Here is a 22,023-nt window from a genome sequence, read left to right on the forward strand (position 1 = left end):
ATTAATCCAGGCCCAAAATTCCGCGCAGTTGAGCCAGATCTTCTGCCAGCGTCGTGATCGGCCCTTTCAGCGCATTACGGTCAGCGGTGGTGAGCTTGTCATAGGTCTCGAAACCGTCTTTCGTACGGTATTTAGCAAGGATGGCATCAACTTTTTTGAAGTTGGCGTCAACTTTGGCCAGCAGCGCGCTATTATCTTTTTGCAGCTGCGGGCGCAGCAGGTCGACGATTTTCTGTGCGCCGTCGATATTGGCCTGGAAGTCCCACAGGTCGGTATGGCTGTAACGATCTTCTTCGCCGCTAATTTTGCTGGCCGCCACTTCTTCAATCAGCCCCGCCGCGCCGCCTACCACTTTCGACGGCGGGAAGGCCAGCTCGCTAATGCGTTTTTGCAGTTCCAGCACATCGCTGTTCAACTGTTCGGCATAGTTTTCCATTCCCTTCACGCTGTTATCGCCAAACAGCGCTTTTTCCAGACGGTGGAAGCCGGTAAATTTCGGGTCTTCGGCTTTTTTCTCGAAATCATCTTCACGGGCGTCAATGCTGCCGTCGAGGTCGGAGAACAGTTCGGCAATCGGTTCGATGCGCTCGTAGTGCTGCCGGGTCGGGGCATACAGCGCCTTCGCTTTCTCGATATCACCGGCTTTTACCGCATCGGTAAAGGCTTTAGTACCGCTAACCAGCTGCGCTGTCTCCGCGGTGACGTAGGCTTTATAGGCAGTAATCGCCTCGCCAAGACTCAGCACCGCATCGGCTTTCGCCGCATCTTTGCTGGTTTCACCGGTGACAATCAGCTTACCTTTCGGGTTAGTCAGCAGGCCACAGGTCATATCGTATTCGCCCGGCTGCAGGTTAGCCGTCAATTTTTGCGTGAATCCTGGCGCGATGTTTTCCCGCTCCTCGACCACCATTACCCCTTTCAGGATCTCCCACTCCAGCGCTTTCTGGCTGTGGTTCTGGATGATGAACTGGGTTTTACCCGCCTTCACCGTTACCTGCATAGGTTCGCACTGCTTATCGTTGACGGTAACTTTGACCTGCGGAATATCCGCAGCCTGAGCGTAAAAGGCGGAACTGAACAGCGCGGCGACGGTTAACTGCAGCGCAGTACGGCGAAAATGAATCATCATGACCATCCCTTTCGAAAAGTATGTTGTAACTATATTAATCAGCGGCGCCTGAATTACGCGGCTCGCGATGCTGTCGTTTTGCTGCCCGGCGGCAAGGCAAAGCACACCAGCGCCGGGATCAAATAGAGGAGATAAACCGCCACTTCACTGACGGTGGGCGTCTCCTGATAACCAAAGATGCCTTCCAGCAGCGTGCCGAACAGCGTATGCGTCGATACCACGTTGCTAAGGTCAAAGGCGACATTCTGGAAGTAATTCCACAATCCCGCCTCGTGGAAGGCGCGAATCGCCCCGGCGGCCAGACCAGCCGCCACCAGCAGGATAAACAGACTGGTCCATTTGAAGAACACGCCGAGATTAAGACGGATACCGCCCCAGTAAAGCAGGAAACCTAATACTACCGCCGTCGCCAGCCCGAGCATCGCCCCCAGCGGCGGCCAGATGCCCACATCCTGCTGGAATGCCGCCAGCAGGAAAAAAACCGACTCCAGGCCTTCGCGGGCAACCGCAAAAAACACCATCATCACCAGCGCCCAGCCGTGGTTATTCCCGCGCTGTAGCGCGTTATCCACCGCCTGCTCCAGCTGTTGTTTGACGTTGCGCGACACTTTACGCATCCAGAACACCATCCAGGTGAGGATAAATACCGCTATCACCGCCACGATGCCTTCAAACAGTTCCTGCTCGCGCTGCGGAAATTCTCCGGTGGTCTCGTTGATAAAAATCCCCAACCCGAGACAGAGCGCCGCCGCGAGGAATACGCCAATCCACATGACGCCGATCCAGCTGCCGCGCTGGGTTCGTTTTAAATAGCTGGCAATCAGGCTGACAATCAGCGCGGCTTCCAGCCCTTCGCGTAACATGATGAGAAATGGAACAAACATGCCGAAACCCTTAAATGTGAACCGCAGTCAACGGATGCAAAGATAGGTAAATATTTATGATAGTGATTATCATTACAACAATGAGAAACACAAGCGAAATGTTCAGGGAATGATGACAAGTTGTAAATTAATCGCTACAAAATAGTCACTTACGAAAATATCTCACCAGCTAAGCATTAAAATGGCAAATAGCATGATTTTTTATGTCGCATATTTACCGGACCATAGCGCTGTGGCTAAATGGCGGTCCTGATTTATCTGCGAAATAAATAACATGACTCAAATTTTGCATTTCCTGCTGGCGCTGGCGGTTATTCTCGCCCTCGCCTGGCTTGCCAGCTATGACCGTCAAAAAATCCGCATTCGCTACATTCTGCAGTTAATTATTATTGAAATCACCCTGGCTTTCTTTTTCCTTCACGCCGAAAGCGGGTTATGGGTAGTGAAAAATATTTCAGGCTTTTTTGCCTCGTTACTCGGGTTCGCCGCTGAAGGGACCAACTTCGTATTTGGCGGGATGGGTGAAAAAGGGCTGGCCTTTATTTTCCTCGGCGTACTGTGTCCAATCGTCTTTATTTCCGCGCTGATAGGTATTCTGCAACACTGGCGTATTCTGCCGATCTTTATTCGTCTGATCGGCACCCTGCTGTCGAAGGTGAACGGCATGGGCAAGCTGGAATCATTCAATGCCGTCAGCTCGCTGATCCTCGGCCAGTCGGAAAACTTTATTGCTTACAAAGGCGTACTCGGGGACCTCTCTCCGCGTCGCCTGTTCACGATGGCGGCGACCGCCATGTCAACGGTATCGCTGTCGATCGTCGGCGCCTATATGACCATGCTTGATGCGAAATACGTGGTGGCGGCGTTGATTCTTAATATGTTCAGCACCTTTATTGTGCTGTCGATTATTAACCCTACGCGCCCCGGCAGCGAAGCTGAAATAAAGCTTGAAAAGATGCATGAATCGCAGAGTTTCTTTGAAATGCTGGGCGAATATATCCTGGCGGGCTTTAAGGTGGCGATGATTATTCTGGCGATGCTAATCGGTTTTATCGCCCTGATTAGCGCCGTTAATGCGTTATTTGCGACCATTTTCGGCCTAAGCTTCCAGCAAATTCTCGGTTACGTGTTTTATCCGCTGGCGTGGCTGGTGGGTATTCCATTAAGCGACGCGCTAAATGCCGGGAGTATTATGGCCACCAAGCTGGTCGCTAACGAATTCGTGGCGATGATCGAGCTGCAGAAAATTGCCGCCAGCATGACGCCGCGCGGGCTAGGGATCCTTTCCGTGTTTCTCGTCTCGTTCGCCAACTTCGCCTCCATTGGCATCATTGCCGGGGCGATTAAAGGGCTTAACGAGCAACAGGGCAACACCGTTTCCCGCTTCGGCCTGCGTCTGGTCTATGGCGCGACGCTGGTTAGCCTGCTGTCCGCCAGTTTTGCCGGGCTGGTGCTGTAACTCGTCGGGCGGGGGCTCTCCCCGCCCTGTTCGTCAGAAATGTACGCACACCGGCTGATCAACGCGCATAACGGACTCCTGGGCGAATCGCGTCTTATACGTATTACGCAGCGCTTCAATCCCCTGCTCACTTTTCGCATCATTGCTGTGAATCAGCATCAGCGCCTTACTGGACTCGCGGGCCACTGTGCCATTGTTACCTAACCACTGGCCGCGGGCATCAAAAACCGTCAGGCCATCGCGAAAACGCGGCGTCACATCGCGGTCGACAAACTGCTGCCACTCCTGGGCGGTAATATCTTTCCCCGCTGGCCGGCTAAGGCCGAAATAAAGGGTGGTTTGCACCATCGCGTTGTCCGCCGGGCAGACGTTATTATCAACGCGCGCGGCGCTTTTCTCGGATGGCGCCACGCATCCTGTCAACAGTGCGGCAACGATCAGCGCCGCGGCGGTTTGGGGTAATTTCATTTGCTATCCTCATTGTTTTTTGTACCCAGATATCAGCGTATTTTCAGTGAATTAGCAAGAGCAGCGCGAACATTACTCTCTGGCGATACGGCGTATTTTCTTTTGTTCTACACTGATAAACACAGCCTGGGCGAAATTCTTTTTTAAATTATTTCCTGCGTTTTTTATTTCAAAGACTTCTCTATAGTTGAGCGTTTTTAACTGGCCTGGCGGCCGCGTAAAATAACAACTGGAATAATTCATGATAGAAAATAATGAGTTAGCTAATATTGAGAAAAGAATTGTCACCCGCTTTCTCGATATGTTTATTAAGTTCGGCTTGATACTGGCGCTGGCCTCCTTCTGCTTTACCGTCTTCTCGCCGTTCCTGAACATGATGCTATGGGCGCTGATCCTGGCCGTCACCCTCTACCCTTTACATCAACACATCGCGCGACGTATCGGCGGGCGACAGGGGCTGGCATCAACTATATTGGTATTATTCGGCCTGCTGATTATCGTCATCCCGACCATTTTCATGGTGACCTCGCTTGGCGAAAGCGCCGGTAGCCTGATTGATAAGGTCAGCGGCAGCGATCTGACGCTGCCGCCGCCATCGGCCAACGTCGCCTCTATTCCACTCGTCGGCGGTAAGCTGTATGCGTTCTGGCTGAAGGCCTCGGCGGACCTGCCGGCGGTACTGAGCAGTTATCACACGCAAATTGGCGAGGCGGCGAAACTGGTGCTCGGCGTGCTGGCAAGTATGGGCGGCGGGCTGCTGGGCTTTGTCCTCTCCTTTATTGTCGCTGGCGCCATCATGACCTGGGGCGCGGCAGGCGCCAACAGCGCTAAACGTATCGCCATCCGTATCACCGATGAAACTAAAGGTGTTGCCCTGAGCCGCCTGTGCACCGGCACCATTCGCGCCGTCGCGCAGGGGGTGATCGGCGTGGCGCTGATTCAGGCCTTGCTGACGGGAATTATCATTGCATTGGCGGGGATCCCGGCCGCCGGTATCTTCTTCGTGCTGGCGCTGGTGCTCGGTATCGCGCAAATCCCGGTGATACTGGTCACCGCCCCGGCGATTGCCATTATGTGGATGACCGGCGACCACGGCACCGCGGTTAATATTGTGTTTACCGTCCTGCTGATTGTCGCCGGGATGGTCGATAACGTCCTCAAACCGCTTATGCTGGGCCGCGGCGTAGACGCGCCGATGCCGATCGTTCTGCTCGGCGCGTTGGGCGGCATGGCCACCGATGGCATTCTCGGGATGTTTATTGGCGCCACTCTGCTCTCCATCGGATATCTGATCTTCATGAACTGGGTAAACGAAGGCGCGGCGAAGTAACCGCCTGACCGCCAGCAGTTCTCCGCCGGGCCGTACAGGCGGCAAAAAAAACGGCTCCCTGATGGGAGCCGTTGCGGTTTCTGGTGCTCGCTACTTTTATTCAGCGGTAGCGCCTACCGGCGGCGCAGAATGGTAATGCGCGTCCGCTTCGGCAAAACGCTGCTGCATGGCCGCCGATGGCGCTTTGCCAAGCAGGCTGAAGACCACAATCCCGATACTGCCGAACAGGAAACCAGGGATGATTTCATACAGTCCCAGCCAGCCGAACTGTTTCCAGACGATAACCGTAACCGCGCCAATAATCATCCCGGCCAGCGCGCCGTTACGAGTCATACGCGACCACATCACCGAGAACAGCACCACCGGGCCAAATGCGGCGCCGAATCCTGCCCATGCGTAGCTGACCAGACCCAGTACGCGGTTTTCCGGGTTAGCGGCCAGCGCAATCGCAATCAGCGCTACCACCAGCACCATGAAGCGGCCGATCCAGACCAACTCTTTCTGACCGGCGTTTTTACGCAGGAAGGCTTTATACAGATCTTCGGTAATCGCGCTGGAGCAGACCAGCAGCTGGCAGCTCAGGGTCGACATGACCGCCGCCAGAATGGCCGACAGCAGGATCCCGGCAATCCACGGGTTAAACAGGATTTGCGCCAGTTCGATAAATACCCGTTCGGCGTTCTGATTAACCGCGCCCGCCAGGCTCGGGTTGTTATTAAAGTAGGCGATACCGAAGAAACCGACCGATACCGCGCCCGCCAGACAGAGGATCATCCAGGTCATACTAATACGACGCGCATGAACAATGCTGTGGTGAGAATCCGCCGCCATAAAGCGCGCCAGAATATGCGGCTGGCCGAAATAACCGAGACCCCAACCCATCAGCGAAATAATCGCCACGAAGTTCAGTCCCTTGAGCATGTCGATATTTTCGATGCTTTTTTGCTTAATCACTTCCAGCGAATCGCCGAAACCGCCGACCGAGATAATCACCATCACCGGCGTTAAAATCAGCGCGAAGATCATCAGGCTGGCCTGCACGGTATCGGTCCAGCTTACCGCCAGGAAACCGCCCACGAAGGTATAGATGATTGTCGCGGCGGCACCGGCCCACAGCGCGGTTTCATAGCTCATACCGAAGGTGCTTTCGAACAGACGCGCGCCGGCAACAATCCCGGAAGCACAATAAATAGTGAAGAACAGTAAGATAACCAGCGCGGAGATAATACGCAGCACACGGCTTTTATCTTCGAAGCGTCCGGTAAAATAGTCCGGCAGCGTCAGGGCGTTGTTGTTGACTTCGGTATGCACGCGCAGGCGCCCGGCCACCAGTTTCCAGTTAATCCACGCCCCCAGGGTCAGGCCGATGGCGATCCAGCTTTCGGAAATCCCGGAGAGAAAAATCGCCCCCGGTAACCCCATCAGCAGCCAGCCGCTCATATCTGATGCACCGGCAGAGAGCGCGGTCACAAATGGGCCAAGACTGCGGCCGCCGAGAATATAATCGTCAAAGTTCTTGGTTGAGCGCCAGGCAATAAAACCTATCAGTACCATGCCAAAAATATAAACAATAAACGTCACCAACATGGGTGTGCTAATAGCCATGCAAATCTCCAGAATTTATTTCGACAACGTCCAACTTTGTCGTTTTATCCACTACCGGAACGGGGTAATGGCGTATTGGTTGTATTGGGCGAGCGTATCCTGACGGATGCGTCGGTATTTCACAAACGATTTAACACAGCATTTACACGAAAGTTGTCTCAGGAAAAATAGCAATTTTCTATAGGTTGCACTCCCTCACGTTTTTACGGGTTGCACCTGAAAAAACTGTTAAGCAACGCAGATAAATACGTTATTTGAATGAGGCTATTTATTGGAAAATCTTATCAAGGCTATTAACAATTCATTCATTTCTCAGCTTGCTAGCCAGGTCACAATTAACAAGGTTGCACAAAGTTGCAACATGGGTGATATTTCTACGCAACCAATAAAAGGGCATTACATAGCTAACAGGAGTTCCCGCAATGGGCACCACCACCATGGGTGTAAAACTTGACGACGCCACGCGCGAACGCATTAAGTCCGCCGCGAGCCGTATTGACCGCACGCCGCACTGGCTGATTAAGCAAGCCATCTTCAACTATCTGGAAAAGCTGGAAAACGACGAGACGCTACCGGAACTGCCGGCGCTCCTTTCCGGCGCCGCCAATGAAAGCGATGAAGCAGGCGCTCCGGCGGACGAGCCGTATCAGCCGTTCCTGGAGTTCGCCGAACAAATTCTGCCGCAATCGGTCAGCCGCGCGGCGATCACCGCCGCCTGGCGACGCCCGGAAACCGATGCGGTACCGATGTTGCTGGAGCAGGCCCGTCTGCCGCAGCCGTTAGGCGAACAGGCGCACAAGCTGGCCTACCAGCTGGCGGAAAAGCTACGCAACCAGAAAACCGCCAGCGGCCGCGCCGGCATGGTGCAGAGCCTGCTGCAGGAGTTCTCGCTTTCCTCGCAGGAAGGCGTGGCGCTGATGTGCCTGGCCGAAGCGCTGCTGCGCATTCCGGATAAAGCCACCCGCGATGCGCTAATCCGCGACAAAATCAGCAACGGCAACTGGCAATCGCATATCGGCCGCAGCCCGTCGCTGTTCGTTAACGCCGCCACCTGGGGGCTGTTGTTTACCGGGAAACTGGTGTCGACGCATAATGAGACCAGCCTCTCCCGCTCGCTGAACCGCATTATTGGCAAGAGCGGCGAACCGCTGATCCGCAAAGGCGTGGATATGGCGATGCGCCTGATGGGCGAGCAGTTCGTCACTGGCGAAACCATCGCCGAAGCGCTGGCCAACGCCCGCAAGCTGGAAGAGAAAGGGTTCCGTTACTCCTACGATATGCTCGGCGAAGCCGCGCTGACCGCCGCCGATGCGCAGGCCTATATGGTCTCTTATCAGCAGGCGATCCACGCCATCGGCAAAGCCTCTAACGGCCGCGGCATTTATGAAGGGCCGGGGATCTCGATTAAACTTTCCGCGCTGCACCCGCGCTACAGCCGCGCGCAGTATGATCGGGTCATGGAAGAGCTCTATCCGCGCCTTAAATCGCTGACGCTGCTGGCGCGCCAGTACGACATCGGTATTAACATCGACGCCGAAGAGGCCGATCGTCTGGAGATCTCCCTCGATCTGCTGGAAAAACTGTGCTTCGAACCGGAGCTGGCCGGCTGGAACGGAATCGGCTTTGTTATTCAGGCCTACCAGAAACGCTGCCCGTTTGTGATTGATTCGCTGATCGACATGGCGACCCGCAGCCGTCGTCGCCTGATGATCCGCCTGGTGAAAGGCGCCTATTGGGATAGCGAAATCAAACGCGCGCAGATGGAAGGCCTCGAAGGCTATCCGGTTTATACCCGTAAGGTCTACACCGACGTTTCTTATCTCGCCTGCGCCAAGAAGCTGCTGGCGGTACCGAACCTGATTTATCCGCAGTTTGCCACCCATAACGCCCATACGCTGGCGGCTATCTACCAGTTGGCGGGGCAAAACTACTATCCTGGCCAGTACGAGTTCCAGTGCCTGCACGGCATGGGCGAACCGCTGTATGAGCAGGTCGTGGGCAAAGTCGCCGACGGCAAACTAAACCGTCCGTGTCGTATCTACGCGCCGGTCGGTACCCATGAAACGCTGCTGGCGTATCTGGTGCGTCGTTTGTTGGAAAACGGCGCCAATACCTCCTTCGTTAACCGTATCGCGGATAATACCCTGCCGCTGGACGAACTGGTGGCCGATCCGGTCAGCGCGGTCGAAAAACTGGCGCAGCAGGAAGGCCAGGCCGGCCTGCCGCATCCGAAAATTCCGCTGCCGCGCGATCTCTACGGTAACGGCCGCAGCAACTCCGCCGGTCTGGATCTGGCTAACGAACACCGACTGGCCTCCCTCTCCTCTTCGCTGCTTAACAGCGCGCTGCATAAATGGCAGGCGCTACCGATGCTGGAGCAGCCGGTGGCCGAAGGCGAGATGCAGCCGGTCATTAACCCGGCGGAGCCGAAAGATATCGTCGGCTACGTCCGCGAAGCCAGCGATGCCGAAGTGCAGCAGGCGCTGACCAGCGCTATCAATAACGCGCCAATCTGGTTCGCCACCCCGCCGCAGGAACGCGCCGCCATTCTTGAGCGCGCCGCCGTACTGATGGAAAGCCAGATGCCGACCCTGATGGGGATCCTGGTACGCGAGGCTGGCAAAACCTTCAGCAACGCCATTGCTGAAGTGCGCGAAGCCGTCGACTTCCTGCACTATTATGCCGGTCAGGTGCGTGACGATTTCGATAATGAAACCCACCGCCCGTTAGGCCCGGTCGTCTGTATCAGCCCGTGGAACTTCCCGCTGGCGATCTTCACCGGCCAGATTGCCGCGGCGTTGGCGGCAGGCAACAGCGTGCTGGCCAAACCGGCCGAACAGACGCCGCTTATCGCCGCGCAAGGCGTAGCGATTCTGCTGGAAGCCGGCGTACCGCCGGGCGTGATTCAACTGCTGCCGGGCCGCGGGGAAACCGTCGGCGCCGCGCTAACCTCAGACGAACGCGTTCGCGGCGTAATGTTTACCGGTTCGACCGAAGTAGCGACGCTGCTGCAGCGCAACATCGCTAACCGCCTTGATGCGCAGGGCCGTCCGACACCGCTTATCGCGGAAACCGGCGGCATGAACGCGATGATCGTCGACTCGTCGGCGCTCACCGAGCAGGTGGTGATCGACGTACTGGCCTCGGCTTTCGACAGCGCCGGCCAGCGCTGTTCCGCCCTGCGCGTGCTTTGCCTGCAGGAAGAAGTCGCCGACCATACGTTAACCATGCTGCGCGGCGCGATGAGCGAATGCCGGATGGGTAATCCGGGTCGCCTGACCACCGATATCGGCCCGGTAATCGACGCGGAAGCCAAAGAGAATATCGAACGCCATATTCAGGCGCTGCGCGCGAAAGGCCGCAATGTCTTCCAGGCGGTACGTGAAAATAGCGAAGATGCCCGCGAGTGGAATCATGGTACTTTCGTGGCGCCGACGCTTATCGAACTCGAGAGCTTCGACGAACTGAAAAAAGAGGTCTTCGGCCCGGTTCTGCACGTGGTGCGCTATAACCGTAACGAACTGGATAAGCTGGTTGAGCAGATTAACGCCTCCGGCTACGGCTTGACCCTCGGCGTGCATACCCGTATCGACGAGACCATTGCGCAGGTCACCGGCAGCGCGAAAGTCGGTAACCTGTACGTCAACCGCAATATGGTTGGCGCGGTGGTCGGCGTACAGCCGTTCGGCGGCGAAGGGTTATCGGGCACCGGCCCGAAAGCCGGCGGCCCGCTGTACCTGTATCGTCTGCTGTCCAGTCGCCCGCAGGGCGCGGTCGGCGTCACTTTCGCCCGCCAGGATGCGGAGCGTCCGCTGGACGCCCAGTTGAAAACGCTGCTGGAAAAACCGCTGCAGGCGCTGCAGCAGTGGGCGGCTGGCCGTCCTGAACTGCAGGCGCTGTGTCAGCAATACAGCGAGCTGGCGCAAAGCGGCACCCAACGCCTGCTGCCAGGGCCAACCGGCGAGCGCAATACTCTGACGCTGATGCCGCGCGAGCGCGTATTGTGCGTGGCGGATAACGAGCAGGACGCGCTGATTCAGCTGGCGGCGGCGATGGCGGTTGGTTGTGAAGTGCTGTGGCCGGATAGCGCCCTGCAGCGCGAACTGGCGAAGAAACTGCCGCGTGAGGTCAGCGAGCGGATTCATTTTGCGAAAGCGGATCAGTTGACCAGTCAGGCCTTCGACGCGGTCATTTATCATGGTGATTCCGATCAGCTGCGCGAGCTGTGTGAGCAGGTGGCGGCGCGCGACGGGGCAATTGTATCGGTGCAGGGCTTTGCGCGCGGCGAAACCAATCTGCTGCTGGAGCGCCTGTATATCGAGCGTTCATTGAGCGTCAACACCGCCGCGGCAGGCGGTAACGCCAGCCTGATGACCATCGGCTAAAACGGGCTCCCCGGTGGCGCTACGCTTACCGGGGCTACATAACCCCGCCAAAGGGTAGCCCGGCCGCCATCCGGGACATCTACGGCGTGTTCAACTAATGACAGCCGACGTTAGCTGTGCTTAATTAAGGCTCCCGGACGGGAGCTTTTTTTTATGGGAGTAGAACGATGAAACGCACTTTAATTGCCGTGGCTGCCCTATTAGCCAGCGGCGCGGCGTGGGCGGATGACTGCAGCAACGCCAACACGCAAACCGAAATGAACCAGTGCGCCGCCGCACAATATCAGGCGGCCGATAAAAAGCTGAATGAGACCTGGGAGCAGGCGCTGAAACGCGCCTCCGGCAAACAGCTTGAATTGCTGAAAAAAGCCCAGCAGGCTTGGATTTCCCTGCGTGACGCCGACTGCGCGTTTCTCGCTTCCGGCGCGGAAGGCGGCAGTATGCAACCGATGCTGATAAGCCAGTGCATGACCGATAAGAGCGTCGAGCGCGAAGCCTTCCTCGCCTCGCTGCTTCAGTGCGAAGACGGCGACCAAAACTGCCCGCTGCCGCCAGCTAATTAACGTACGCGGATCCCTTCGATAATCATCCGCTGCACGTTATCCACGGTTTGCTGGAAAAACTGCTCATCCTGCAGCGTTGCGCCGGTTACCGCCTCCACCTGAGTGGCGAAATCGGCGTAATGCTGCGTCGTCGCCCAGATCATAAAGATAAGGTGCTGCGGATCGACCGCCGCCAGCTTGCCGCTATCAATCCATGACGAGATTATCGCCGACTTTTCATCTATCAACGCCTTCAGATCGCCGGTCAGTTCGCCCATGAGCAGCGGCGCCCCCTGTAGCATCTCCAGACAGAACAGTCTGGAGGCCTGAGGATGATCGCGCGATACTTCAAGCTTGAGGCGAATATACTCGCGGATCGCCACCAGCGGGCTGATATCTTCGCGAAATGCCCGCAGCGGCGCCAGCCAGATGGCGAGGATCCGCTGCAGCACGGCAACGTACAGCGCCTCTTTTGACGGGTAGTAATAGAGTAAATTGGTTTTCGATACCCCGGCCAGTTCAGCGACCTGCTCCAGCCGCGTACCGTGAATGCCGAACTGCGAGAAGGTCTCCAGCGCAGCGGCCAGAATGGCCTCTTTTTTGGCGCTCACCGCCTGTGAACGCTTGCCGGTTTTTTTCACGGCGCCCTGTGCCATACGTCTTCTCCTTCAGTAGTCATCTTCAGCATAGCAAAAGCCCCTCGCCGACACGACCCTGCGCACTCCGATCGCGCATGACTGCCGTTTTTTCGTGCACTGATTTTGACCATTCGGTCCACATTTTCATCATCAAATCCGGCAACCATTACACAACACATTAATAACAAAACCTTTTTTAAAACTGGCATTACCTTTGCTTTATTTCCACTGCGAGGTGGTTCGGGGAGAGGCAGGATGCCGCACCGCGCGATTTCATCTTCCATGACGACAGAGAGGTAGTTATGAAAATCGGTGTTTTCGTTCCCATTGGTAATAACGGCTGGTTAATTTCCACGCATGCGCCGCAGTATATGCCGTCCTTCGAACTGAATAAGGCGATTGTGCAGAAGGCCGAGCGCTACCATTTCGACTTCGCGCTCTCCATGATCAAACTGCGCGGCTTTGGAGGAAAAACGGAATTCTGGGATCATAACCTGGAATCGTTCACCCTGATGGCCGGTCTGGCGGCGGTGACGTCGAAGATAGAGATTTATGCCACCGCCGCGACGCTGACGCTCCCTCCGGCCATCGTCGCCCGCATGGCGTCCACTATCGACTCTATCTCCGGCGGACGTTTTGGCGTGAATCTGGTGACCGGCTGGCAAAAACCGGAATATGACCAGATGGGGATCTGGCCCGGCGATGAATACTTCGCCAGTCGCTATGACTACCTGACTGAATACGTTACGGTTCTGCGCGACCTGTGGGGCACCGGGCGCAGCGATTTTAAAGGTGATTACTTCACCATGAACGACTGCCGGGTCAGCCCGCGGCCCTCGCAGCCGATGAAGGTTATCTGCGCCGGGCAAAGCGACGCCGGCATGGCGTTCTCCGCCCAACACGCCGACTACAACTTTTGCTTTGGCAAAGGGGTTAATACCCCCGCCGCCTTCGCGCCCACCGCCGCACGGATGATGCAGGCGGCGGAAAAAACCGGCCGCGACGTTGGCTCCTACGTGCTGTTTATGGTGATCGCCGACGAAACTGACGAAGCGGCCCGCGCTAAATGGGAACACTACAAGGCCGGCGCGGATGAAGAGGCGCTGGCTTGGCTAACCGAACAGAGCCAGAAAGATACCCGCTCCGGCAGCGATACCAACGTCCGCCAGATGGCCGACCCCACCTCCGCGGTCAACATCAATATGGGCACCCTCGTCGGCTCTTATGCCAACGTCGCCCGTATGCTCGATGAGGTGGCGGCGGTCCCCGGTACCGACGGCGTACTGCTGACCTTCGATGATTTCCTGCAGGGCATTGACGCCTTCGGCGAACGTATTCAGCCGCTGATGCGCTGCCGTGACCATATTGCTCCCATTACCCGCGAGGTGGCCTGATGATTACCCTTCCCGCTCGCCCGGAATCGCTGACCTTCGCGCCCCAGCACAGCGCGCTGATCGTGGTCGATATGCAAAACGCCTATGCAAGCCAGGGCGGATATCTGGATCTCGCCGGTTTTGACGTCTCCGCCACCCGGCCGGTTATCGATAATATTAATCTCGCGGTGGCCGCCGCCCGCGCCGCCGGCATGTTAATTATCTGGTTCCAGAATGGCTGGGACGAACAGTATGTGGAAGCCGGCGGCCCTGGCTCGCCGAATTACCATAAATCCAACGCGCTGAAGACCATGCGCCAACGCCCGGAACTGCAGGGCAAGCTGCTGGCAAAAGGCGGTTGGGATTATCAACTGGTTGACGAATTGCGCCCCCGCGAGGGCGATATCATCCTGCCGAAACCCCGTTACAGCGGCTTTTTCAATACCCCGCTCGACAGCATTTTACGCAGCCGCGGTATTCGCCACCTGGTGTTCACCGGCATCGCCACCAACGTCTGCGTCGAATCGACGCTGCGCGATGGCTTCTTCCTCGAATACTTCGGCGTGGTGCTGGAGGATGCCACCCATCAAGCAGGTCCCGCCTTCGCCCAACAGGCGGCGTTGTTCAACATTGAAACCTTTTTCGGCTGGGTCAGCGATGTCGGCAGCTTCTGTCGCGCCATAGAACCCGCCGCCCCGCTCGCTTTTTGCGAGGAGAAACGCTATGCCTAAACAGGTGATTATTCCCCCCGGCACCGCTACGCCGATTGCCCCCTTTGTTCCTGGGACGCTCGCCGACGGGGTGGTGTATGTCTCCGGCACTCTGCCGTTTGATAAGCAAAACGATGTGCTCTACCCCGGCGACCCAAAGGCGCAAACCCGTCACGTGCTGGAGACCATCAAATGCGTTATCGAAACGGCGGGGGGCAGTATGGCGGATGTGACCTTCAACAGTATCTTTATTACCGACTGGCAAAATTACGCCGCGATTAACGAGGTCTACGCCGAGTTTTTCCCCGGTGATAAACCGGCGCGTTTCTGTATTCAGTGCGGGCTGGTGAAACCCGATGCGCTGGTGGAAATTGCCAGCGTCGCCCATATCGGTACTCCAACATGATGAGGCTCAATATTGCCCCGCCGCCGTGGCCCGGCGCGACGGTGGTGGTGCTGAGCGCCGGGCTTGGCGGCGCTGGCGCGTACTGGCTGGCGCAGCGGGCGGCGCTGGAAAAGCATTATCAACTGGTGCTCTATGACCATAACGGTACCGGGGAGAATCGCGGCCCGTTGGCGGAAAATTACAGTATGGCGACGATGGCGCAGGAGCTTTTCCTCGCCCTGCAGGCAGCAGGCATCATGCGCTTCGCGCTGGTGGGCCACGCGCTGGGGGCGCTGATTGGCCTGCAGCTGGCGCTCGACTATCCACGCGCGGTCAGCACCCTGGTGCTGGTCAACGGCTGGCTGACGCTGTCGCCGCATACCCGCCGCTGCTTTCAGGTCCGCGAACGCCTGCTGCATGCCGGCGGCGTTCAGGCGTGGGTCGAGGCTCAACCGCTGTTTCTCTATCCGGCAGAGTGGATGGCGGCCCGCCTGCCGCGTCTCGAAGCGGAAGACGCGTTGGCCATTAGCCATTTCCAGGGCAAGGAGAATCTATTGAAACGGCTGCAGGCCCTGAAACAGGCGGATTTTTCGCGCCGCGCGGCGGCTATCGCCTGCCCGACGCTCATCATCAGCGCCGCCGACGACCTGCTGGTCCCCGCCTCCTGCTCGCGAATGCTGCAGGCGGCGATACCCGGTAGCCGACTCGTGGAAATGGCCTGGGGCGGCCATGCCTGCAACGTTACCGACAGCGACACTTTTAACCCTATTTTACGCGACGGCCTGACGACCCTGCTGCCGGTCGCCGAGGAGAATATATGAGCGAAGCATTAAGCCAAAAGGCTTGCGAAACCCTATTCACCCGTGCCCGGACCTACAATGGCTGGCGGGATCACGCGGTTAGTGACCAGCAACTGCGGGCAATTTACGACCTGATGAAAATGGGGCCGACCTCGGCCAACTGTTCACCGGCGCGAATCGTTTTTGTGCGCAGCGCCGAGGGCAAAGCGAAACTCCGCCCAACGCTCTCCAGCGGCAATGTGGAAAAAACCATGCAGGCGCCAGTCACCGCCATCGTGGCCTGGGATAGCGCGTTTTACGACCGCCTGCCCGCGCTGTTTCCCCACGGCGACGCCCGGAGCTGGTTTACTTCCAGCCCGCAGCTGGCTGAGGAAACCGCCTTTCGCAACAGCTCGCTGCAGGCGGCGTATCTGATTTTCGCCTGCCGCTCGCTGGGCCTCGACACCGGCCCGATGTCGGGGTTCGAGCGCGAGAAAGTCGATGCGGCGTTTTTCGCCGACAGCGGCTGGAAAAGCAATCTGCTGGTGAATATTGGCTATGGCGACCCCGGCAAACTGTACGACCGACTGCCGCGCCTGACCTTTGATGAAGCCTGCCTGCTGGCATAAGGAGACGATAATGAACCTAGCTGATCGACACAGTTTTCGCGACGCCATGGCCCACGTCGGCGCGGCGGTGAACATTATCACCACCGAAGGACCTGCCGGGCGCGCCGGTTTTACCGCCAGCGCGGTCTGCAGCGTAACGGATACCCCGCCGACGCTGCTGGTGTGCCTCAACCGTTCGGCCTCGGTCTGGCCGATATTCAGCGAGCATCAGACCCTTTGCGTCAATACCCTCGCGGCAGGGCAGGAGGAATTATCGACTATCTTTGGCGGTAAAACCCCGATGGCGGAACGTTTCGCCGCCGCCGTCTGGCAAACCGGCGCGACCGGCTGCCCGCGGCTGAAAGAGGCGCTGGTCAGTTTCGACTGCCGCATCGACCAGCGGCTGCAGGTCGGCACCCATGACATTCTGTTTTGCCAGGTCGTGGCTATCAGCCGCCAGCCGGAACCGCGCGGTCTGATGTGGTTTGACCGCGGCTACCACACGCTTATGCGACCCGTTTGTTAACCTCTCACCCGGGATATCATCATGGCACTCTTCAGTTTTCCTCGCTGGCAGTTAACCTCCCCCGCCGCGGATGCCGGCGTTGTCGCCCCGGATGAACGTTTATCCGCCGCACAAACGCTGATCATGGGCGTGCAGCACGCCGTGGCGATGTTTGGCGCGACCGTATTAATGCCTTTATTGATGGGGCTTGATCCAAACCTGGCTATCCTGATGTCGGGAGTGGGCACTCTGCTGTTCTTCGTCGTCACCGGCGGTCGGGTACCGAGCTATCTTGGATCCAGCGCCGCCTTCGTCGGCGTGGTCATCACCGTTACCGGCTTTACCGGTCAGGGGTTGAATCCTCATCTCAGCGTCGCCCTCGGCGGCATCATCGCCTGCGGGCTGCTCTATACCCTGATTGGGCTGGTGGTGATGAAAATCGGCACCGGCTGGATAGAGCGTCTGATGCCGCCCGCGGTAACCGGCGCGGTGGTGATGGCGATCGGTCTTAACCTGGCGCCGATTGCCGTGCACAGCGTTTCCGCCAACGCCTTCGACAGCTGGATGGCGATGCTGACGGTGCTTTGTATCGGCGCCGTCGCGGTATTTACCCGAGGACTGCTGCAGCGTCTGCTGATCCTGGTGGGGCTCATTATCGCCTGTGCGCTCTATGCGCTGCTGGCCAATGGATTCGGTCTTGGCAAACCGCTGGATTTTGCCCCTGTCGCTCAGGCGGCATGGTTTGGGGTTCCGCACTTTACTTCGCCCACCTTTGACAGCCAGGCGATGCTGCTGATAGCGCCAGTGGCCATCATTCTGGTGGCGGAAAACCTGGGGCATTTGAAGGCCGTCGCGGGAATGACCGGACGCAATCTGGATCCCTGGATGGGGCGCGCGTTTGTCGGCGACGGGCTAGCGACCCTGCTTTCCGGCGCCTGCGGCGGTAGCGGCGTCACCACCTATGCGGAGAACATCGGCGTTATGGCGGTGACCAAAGTCTATTCAACGCTGGTGTTTGTCGCCGCGGCGCTGATCGCCATCCTGCTCGGTTTTTCACCCAAGTTCGGCGCCCTGATTCATACGATTCCAGGCCCGGTCATTGGCGGCGCGTCAATCGTGGTTTTTGGTTTGATTGCGGTCACCGGGGCGAGGATATGGGTGCAGAATCGGGTCGATCTCAGCCAGAATGCGAATTTAATCATGGTGGCGGTGACTTTGGTTCTGGGCGCAGGCGATTTTACCTTGTCGCTGGGTGGCTTCCGCCTGGGTGGGATTGGGACGGCGACTTTCGGCGCTATTGCGCTGCATGCGTTGCTTAACCGCCGCCAGCATCAGGAAAAGGTGGCGAAAGCCACTACGGTATAACGAGGGATGGGTTCGCCCCGGCGGCGCGGCTGCCGGGGCGAAAATTAGGGCTCGTGCCGATCCGCAAGCTCTGGTGCTTCCTCCGCCGCGATCTGCGACCGTGATTTTTTCTTCCACTTCAGCTCGCTGACCAGTACCCCGGCGAGAATAAACAGACAGCCCACCAGCGCCAGCAGCGGCAAACGCTCGCCGGCGATACGACCAAACACGCCCGCCCAAACCGGCTCGCCGGTGTAAATCAGCGTCGCCCGCGTTGGCGATACGCTACGCTGCGCCCAGTTCATGGTGACCTGAATGATGGCGCTGAAAATCCCCAACCCCAGCGCGACGGCCAGCAGTTCCGGGCGCATCGGCGGGATAGACTCCCCTGCCGGGCCCATCGCGGCAAAAGCCACCAGCGAAGCGGTCGCCAGCTGTACCACCGTCACCCGGCGCACATCGACCTGACGCGCCCACGCGCTGATTAAAATGATTTCGGCAGCGATAGCCACGGCGCTTGCCAGGGTAATCATTTCGCCAATTCCCAACGCCAGCAGATTATTTTCCGGCCCCGCCAGCAGGATCAGCCCGATAAACGCCAGCACGATGCCCACGCAGGACATGACGCCGGGCATGCGCCCCAGACACAGCCACTGCAACAGCGGTACCAGCGGTACATACATGGCGGTAATAAACGCCGATTTACTGCTGGAGATGGACTGTAAGCCCCAGGTTTGCAGGCTGTAACCGAGCGCAATCGCCACGCCGATCGCGACACCGGCCTTAACCTCAAGCCAGGTCAGGCCGCGTAGCGTACGCAGCGACAGTAGCGCCACCGCCAGCGCGGCGGTGGCGAAGCGCAGGCCGACGAAGAAAAACGGCCCGCTAAAGCTCACGGCGTATTGTACGGCAAGAAAGGTTCCGCCCCAGAACATGGTGATCACAATCAGGATCAGTTCCTGCGGCGTTATTGAGAGTTTGAGCGAAGACATGCGGCGACCAATAGCAAAAAATAGCTAACCAGTTTCGCAGGCGCTTCAGGCCGAAAGCAACACCCATTGACAAAAAAACCGCCGACATACGTCGGCGGCGAGGGTGATGCGGCAGGGTCGGGGGAGATTAACACCGCATCATTAAAGACAGTCCCGGCTAGCTATTGCGATTACCGTGACTATTTTTACCCCCTTTTTTGCCAGCTTCCGAGGCGCGTTGAGGATCGTTTTTAAAGTTCCCCCCGCTGTGCTGGCCACCTTTACGACCTGCTTCTGATGCTCTGGCACGATCTTCGGCAAAGTTGCCGGAACCGCCACGATGGTTTGCCATTACTGACCTCCATTGGATTTGACATCATATTGCATTAGGTGAGTTCAGGGCCTAAGCCCCCGCGGCATATGGCATGGCCATTATGCATCGCGTGCTTATAAGCGTAGTAAATGAAACTCATTTCCTGGGCAAATAGTCACATTCCGCAACATTTAATCGTCAAAACCAGACGCCAGCCGCGAGCGCAACCGCTAAACATTTCTTCTCTCAGCTGAAATCAGCCCTGCGCAAAATGTATCTATTTGCTACGAGATACGTTGCAAATTAATCTTTGCCATTTTGTTATAAATCAAACAAATGTTTGTTGGATTTGCACTCTGCGCCACAGGCCTTATCTTTATAGATAGCCAGTCGTTTGGCTGGACAATTACGCAACCGAGGAGTGATGCAAATGGCTAAAATTCTGGTGCTTTATTATTCCATGTATGGACACATCGAAACCATGGCCCATGCCGTTGCCGAAGGGGCAAATAAAGTTGACGGCGTTGAGGTGGTTGTGAAGCGCGTGCCGGAAACTATGCAGGCTGAAGCGTTTGCCAAAGCAGGCGGGAAAACACAAAATGCGCCCGTCGCCACACCGCAGGAACTGGCGGAGTATGATGCCATCATCTTTGGTACCCCTACCCGTTTCGGCAATATGTCGGGACAAATGCGCACCTTCCTGGATCAGACCGGCGGTCTGTGGGCTTCCGGCGCGCTGTATGGCAAAGTCGCCAGCGTCTTTAGTTCAACCGGTACCGGCGGCGGCCAGGAGCAGACAATTACCTCAACCTGGACTACCCTTGCCCATCATGGGATGATTATTGTGCCGATTGGCTACGGCGCGCAGGAGCTGTTTGATGTCTCCCAGGTGCGCGGCGGCACGCCGTATGGCGCAACCACCATCGCAGGCGGCGACGGCTCCCGTCAACCAAGCCAGGAAGAGCTGGCTATCGCTCGCTATCAGGGTGAACACGTCGCCAATGTGGCTGTGAAATTACACGGCTAACCTTTAACAGGAGGAGTTGCATGCCGAACCAAGAAGCGAAGGCCCACCACGTGGGCGAATGGGCAAGCTTACGTAATACCTCTTTGGAAATCGCCGAAGCCATTTTCGAACTCGCGAATTACGATGAAAAGCTGGCGGAGAAAATTTGGGAAGAAGGCAGCGATGAGGTGCTGTCGCGAGCTTTCGCCAAAACCGACAAAGACAGCCTCTTCTGGGGCGAACAGACCATCGAACGTAAAAACGTCTGATAGCTCAATTACGCGGGCATTGCGCCCGCGCTAATTCTTCACCCGGATTGCTCCGGGTTTTTTGTTTTATTTTGCCGCCTCGTTCATGACCTTTTTGAACGTTTCCAGCGGGCAGAATCCCTGATCATCTACCGGACAACCGTTAAGCGCCAGCGTGACCCGCTGCGGCGGGGATTGCAGGCTCAAGGCATCCGCGTTGCGCAGCTGTTCAGTGCTTTGATAGACATACTCAATCTTCATTAAATCGCGATTGCTGCCGCTATCGTGCCAGCGCTGGAACAGCAACTTGCCGCCGATGGGCGTGCGCTCATACTGACCAGGTAACTGATAAGGTTTAAAGTCCAACGCCGTCAGCAGCGAAGCGATGTTGGAATCATGCCCGACCAGCAGCGTTACTTTCGCCTTACCGGCGCCATCGCCCACCAGCGCATTATCGATATATTTGACCAGCGGCTTAGCGACGTTGCGCGCCACTTCCGCGGAAGTAAACAGGCTGTCCTGATAGCCATTTTTCAGCTTCGACAACACCTGCCACTGCTTATCGCTGGCAATTTCACCCCACGCCACCTGATCTTTCGGAAAACCTTCGTAGTATTGCAGGGTGAAGGCGTCGACCAACGAGTTGCCGACCTTCAGCGGCCCGGAGACGCCCGGCTCCTGCTGATATTTGGCGCTAAAGGTATCTTTACCGTCGCTAAGCGAGCAGACATGCTTTTCTTTACAGGATGGCGAATTGCGATAGTCGGTCATCTCTTCCAGCAGCTTGTAGCTCTCAGCGAGCTGCATCCCCTGACGCTCTTTCTCCATCGCCTGCACCGCTTTTTGCGCGAATTCGGCTGAATCATCGGTAATGACCGGATTGAAAGTAGGATCCATGGTTCCCATCTGCGGCTGATGATGCACAGGCACCCCGCAGCCCGGGAAAGCGCCGGTGATAAAGAACTGCGCGGTTGCAACGGTGCGCTGCAGGCTATTGGCGTAGGCGTAAACCGCATTTTCCGGCGGGCACTCGCCGCTGGTCACCAGCTTCTGCTGCGCCAGCCATTCACGCATATAGTGACCCATGTAGACTTCCAGCACGCCGCCTTTGGTGGTCAACTGACCGCCTGGTACATCCCACTGCGGCCAGGATTTCGGCGTCGACTGCTCAAGTACGCTGCCATTATTGGCCAGCGGCGCGCGCAGGTTATGGCGGCTCATGATCAGCACCTGTTGCAGTTGATAGCCCTCAGGCGCAACGGCGTCCTGCGCCTGCACGCCGGCGGATAACAATACGGCCCCGGCCACTGCGGCAGCGAGTAGACTTTTTTTCATCCCTTC

The 22,023-nt window shown here is 57.3% G+C and carries 21 protein-coding genes; 13 read left to right on the plus strand and 8 right to left on the minus strand.

The genetic code is table 11. The features are described from left to right. Window position 1: 1 nt before the first annotated feature. Window positions 2-1,129, minus strand: coding sequence for an iron uptake system protein EfeO (gene efeO, locus KGA69_RS21175; protein ID WP_047050548.1), 1,128 nt, complete (start codon window positions 1,127-1,129; stop codon window positions 2-4). Between the two features lie 53 nt (window positions 1,130-1,182). Beyond that, the gene (efeU, locus tag KGA69_RS21180) at window positions 1,183-2,013 is read right to left on the minus strand and encodes an iron uptake transporter permease EfeU (RefSeq protein WP_047043553.1); all 831 of its coding nucleotides are present in this window, start codon (window positions 2,011-2,013) and stop codon (window positions 1,183-1,185) included. 274 nt (window positions 2,014-2,287) lie between these two features. Here efeU and KGA69_RS21185 point away from each other — a divergent pair, with 274 nt between their 5' ends. Beyond that, window positions 2,288-3,472 carry a NupC/NupG family nucleoside CNT transporter gene (locus tag KGA69_RS21185; protein WP_213292635.1) on the plus strand — a complete coding sequence of 395 codons (1,185 nt, stop codon included), beginning with the start codon at window positions 2,288-2,290 and terminating at the stop codon, window positions 3,470-3,472. 33 nt (window positions 3,473-3,505) lie between these two features. On the opposite strand, the gene KGA69_RS21190 is transcribed toward KGA69_RS21185, so the two are convergent. Further along, window positions 3,506-3,940, minus strand: a complete 435-nt coding sequence (locus KGA69_RS21190; RefSeq protein WP_045396952.1) for a DUF3574 domain-containing protein — start codon at window positions 3,938-3,940, stop codon at window positions 3,506-3,508. 241 nt (window positions 3,941-4,181) lie between these two features. On the opposite strand from KGA69_RS21190, the gene KGA69_RS21195 reads away from it, so the two are divergent. Continuing rightward, window positions 4,182-5,270: an AI-2E family transporter gene (locus tag KGA69_RS21195; RefSeq protein ID WP_074165786.1), complete on the plus strand. Its 1,089-nt coding sequence runs from the start codon at window positions 4,182-4,184 to the stop codon at window positions 5,268-5,270. Window positions 5,271-5,366: 96 nt separating this feature from the next. On the opposite strand, the gene putP is transcribed toward KGA69_RS21195, so the two are convergent. Next, window positions 5,367-6,875, minus strand: coding sequence for a sodium/proline symporter PutP (gene putP / locus KGA69_RS21200; RefSeq protein ID WP_047050551.1), 1,509 nt, complete (start codon window positions 6,873-6,875; stop codon window positions 5,367-5,369). 422 nt (window positions 6,876-7,297) lie between these two features. On the opposite strand from putP, the gene putA reads away from it, so the two are divergent. Both putA and KGA69_RS21210 read left to right on the plus strand, forming a co-directional pair. Continuing rightward, window positions 7,298-11,260, plus strand: a complete 3,963-nt coding sequence (putA, locus tag KGA69_RS21205) for a trifunctional transcriptional regulator/proline dehydrogenase/L-glutamate gamma-semialdehyde dehydrogenase (RefSeq protein ID WP_047050552.1) — start codon at window positions 7,298-7,300, stop codon at window positions 11,258-11,260. A 167-nt stretch (window positions 11,261-11,427) separates the two neighbouring features. Then, on the plus strand, window positions 11,428-11,823 hold the full coding sequence (locus tag KGA69_RS21210) for a lysozyme inhibitor LprI family protein (RefSeq protein ID WP_045396958.1): 396 nt from the start codon (window positions 11,428-11,430) through the stop codon (window positions 11,821-11,823). Here the strand turns inward: KGA69_RS21210 and rutR are convergent. Then, on the minus strand, window positions 11,820-12,458 hold the full coding sequence (gene rutR, locus KGA69_RS21215) for an HTH-type transcriptional regulator RutR (protein ID WP_045396960.1): 639 nt from the start codon (window positions 12,456-12,458) through the stop codon (window positions 11,820-11,822). The genes KGA69_RS21210 and rutR overlap by 4 nt on opposite strands. A 284-nt stretch (window positions 12,459-12,742) precedes the next feature. Between rutR and rutA the strand changes: the two genes are divergently transcribed. The 7 genes from rutA to rutG are packed head-to-tail and all read left to right on the plus strand — an operon-like array spanning window position 12,743 to window position 18,165. Then, the gene (gene rutA, locus KGA69_RS21220; protein WP_045396962.1) at window positions 12,743-13,834 is read left to right on the plus strand and encodes a pyrimidine utilization protein A; all 1,092 of its coding nucleotides are present in this window, start codon (window positions 12,743-12,745) and stop codon (window positions 13,832-13,834) included. After that, window positions 13,834-14,544 carry a pyrimidine utilization protein B gene (gene rutB / locus KGA69_RS21225; protein ID WP_045396964.1) on the plus strand — a complete coding sequence of 237 codons (711 nt, stop codon included), beginning with the start codon at window positions 13,834-13,836 and terminating at the stop codon, window positions 14,542-14,544. The genes rutA and rutB overlap by 1 nt, the downstream gene beginning before the upstream one ends. Further along, window positions 14,537-14,929, plus strand: coding sequence for a pyrimidine utilization protein C (gene rutC / locus KGA69_RS21230; RefSeq protein ID WP_045396967.1), 393 nt, complete (start codon window positions 14,537-14,539; stop codon window positions 14,927-14,929). The genes rutB and rutC overlap by 8 nt, the downstream gene beginning before the upstream one ends. Next, window positions 14,926-15,729, plus strand: coding sequence for a pyrimidine utilization protein D (rutD, locus tag KGA69_RS21235; RefSeq protein ID WP_047050553.1), 804 nt, complete (start codon window positions 14,926-14,928; stop codon window positions 15,727-15,729). Before rutC ends, rutD begins: the two co-directional genes overlap by 4 nt. After that, window positions 15,726-16,316, plus strand: a complete 591-nt coding sequence (locus tag KGA69_RS21240) for a malonic semialdehyde reductase (RefSeq protein WP_045396972.1) — start codon at window positions 15,726-15,728, stop codon at window positions 16,314-16,316. Before rutD ends, KGA69_RS21240 begins: the two co-directional genes overlap by 4 nt. Window positions 16,317-16,326: 10 nt before the next feature. Next, window positions 16,327-16,821, plus strand: a complete 495-nt coding sequence (rutF, locus tag KGA69_RS21245; RefSeq protein WP_045396975.1) for an NADH-dependent FMN reductase RutF — start codon at window positions 16,327-16,329, stop codon at window positions 16,819-16,821. A 21-nt stretch (window positions 16,822-16,842) separates the two neighbouring features. Continuing rightward, window positions 16,843-18,165, plus strand: a complete 1,323-nt coding sequence (gene rutG / locus KGA69_RS21250; RefSeq protein ID WP_045396978.1) for a pyrimidine utilization transport protein G — start codon at window positions 16,843-16,845, stop codon at window positions 18,163-18,165. Between the two features lie 44 nt (window positions 18,166-18,209). On the opposite strand, the gene KGA69_RS21255 is transcribed toward rutG, so the two are convergent. Beyond that, window positions 18,210-19,136, minus strand: coding sequence for a DMT family transporter (locus KGA69_RS21255; protein ID WP_045396980.1), 927 nt, complete (start codon window positions 19,134-19,136; stop codon window positions 18,210-18,212). A gap of 157 nt (window positions 19,137-19,293) precedes the next feature. After that, window positions 19,294-19,467 carry a con-10 family general stress protein gene (locus KGA69_RS21260; protein ID WP_015367250.1) on the minus strand — a complete coding sequence of 58 codons (174 nt, stop codon included), beginning with the start codon at window positions 19,465-19,467 and terminating at the stop codon, window positions 19,294-19,296. A 391-nt stretch (window positions 19,468-19,858) separates the two neighbouring features. Between KGA69_RS21260 and wrbA the strand changes: the two genes are divergently transcribed. Together wrbA and KGA69_RS21270 are read left to right on the plus strand one after the other, a co-directional pair. Continuing rightward, entirely contained in the window at window positions 19,859-20,455 is a 597-nt protein-coding gene (wrbA, locus tag KGA69_RS21265) for an NAD(P)H:quinone oxidoreductase (protein ID WP_015367251.1), read from the plus strand. 20 nt (window positions 20,456-20,475) lie between these two features. After that, a complete protein-coding gene (locus KGA69_RS21270) occupies window positions 20,476-20,703 on the plus strand; it encodes a YccJ family protein (protein ID WP_015367252.1) in 228 nt (75 codons plus the stop codon). A 66-nt stretch (window positions 20,704-20,769) separates the two neighbouring features. Here the strand turns inward: KGA69_RS21270 and agp are convergent, their stop codons facing one another. Beyond that, the gene (gene agp, locus KGA69_RS21275; RefSeq protein ID WP_045396982.1) at window positions 20,770-22,017 is read right to left on the minus strand and encodes a bifunctional glucose-1-phosphatase/inositol phosphatase; all 1,248 of its coding nucleotides are present in this window, start codon (window positions 22,015-22,017) and stop codon (window positions 20,770-20,772) included. Between the last annotated feature and the right edge of the window lie 6 nt (window positions 22,018-22,023).

Origin of the sequence: Klebsiella sp. A52 (genome assembly GCF_018388785.1) — a bacterium.
Classification (GTDB): Bacteria; Pseudomonadota; Gammaproteobacteria; order Enterobacterales; family Enterobacteriaceae; genus Klebsiella; species Klebsiella aerogenes.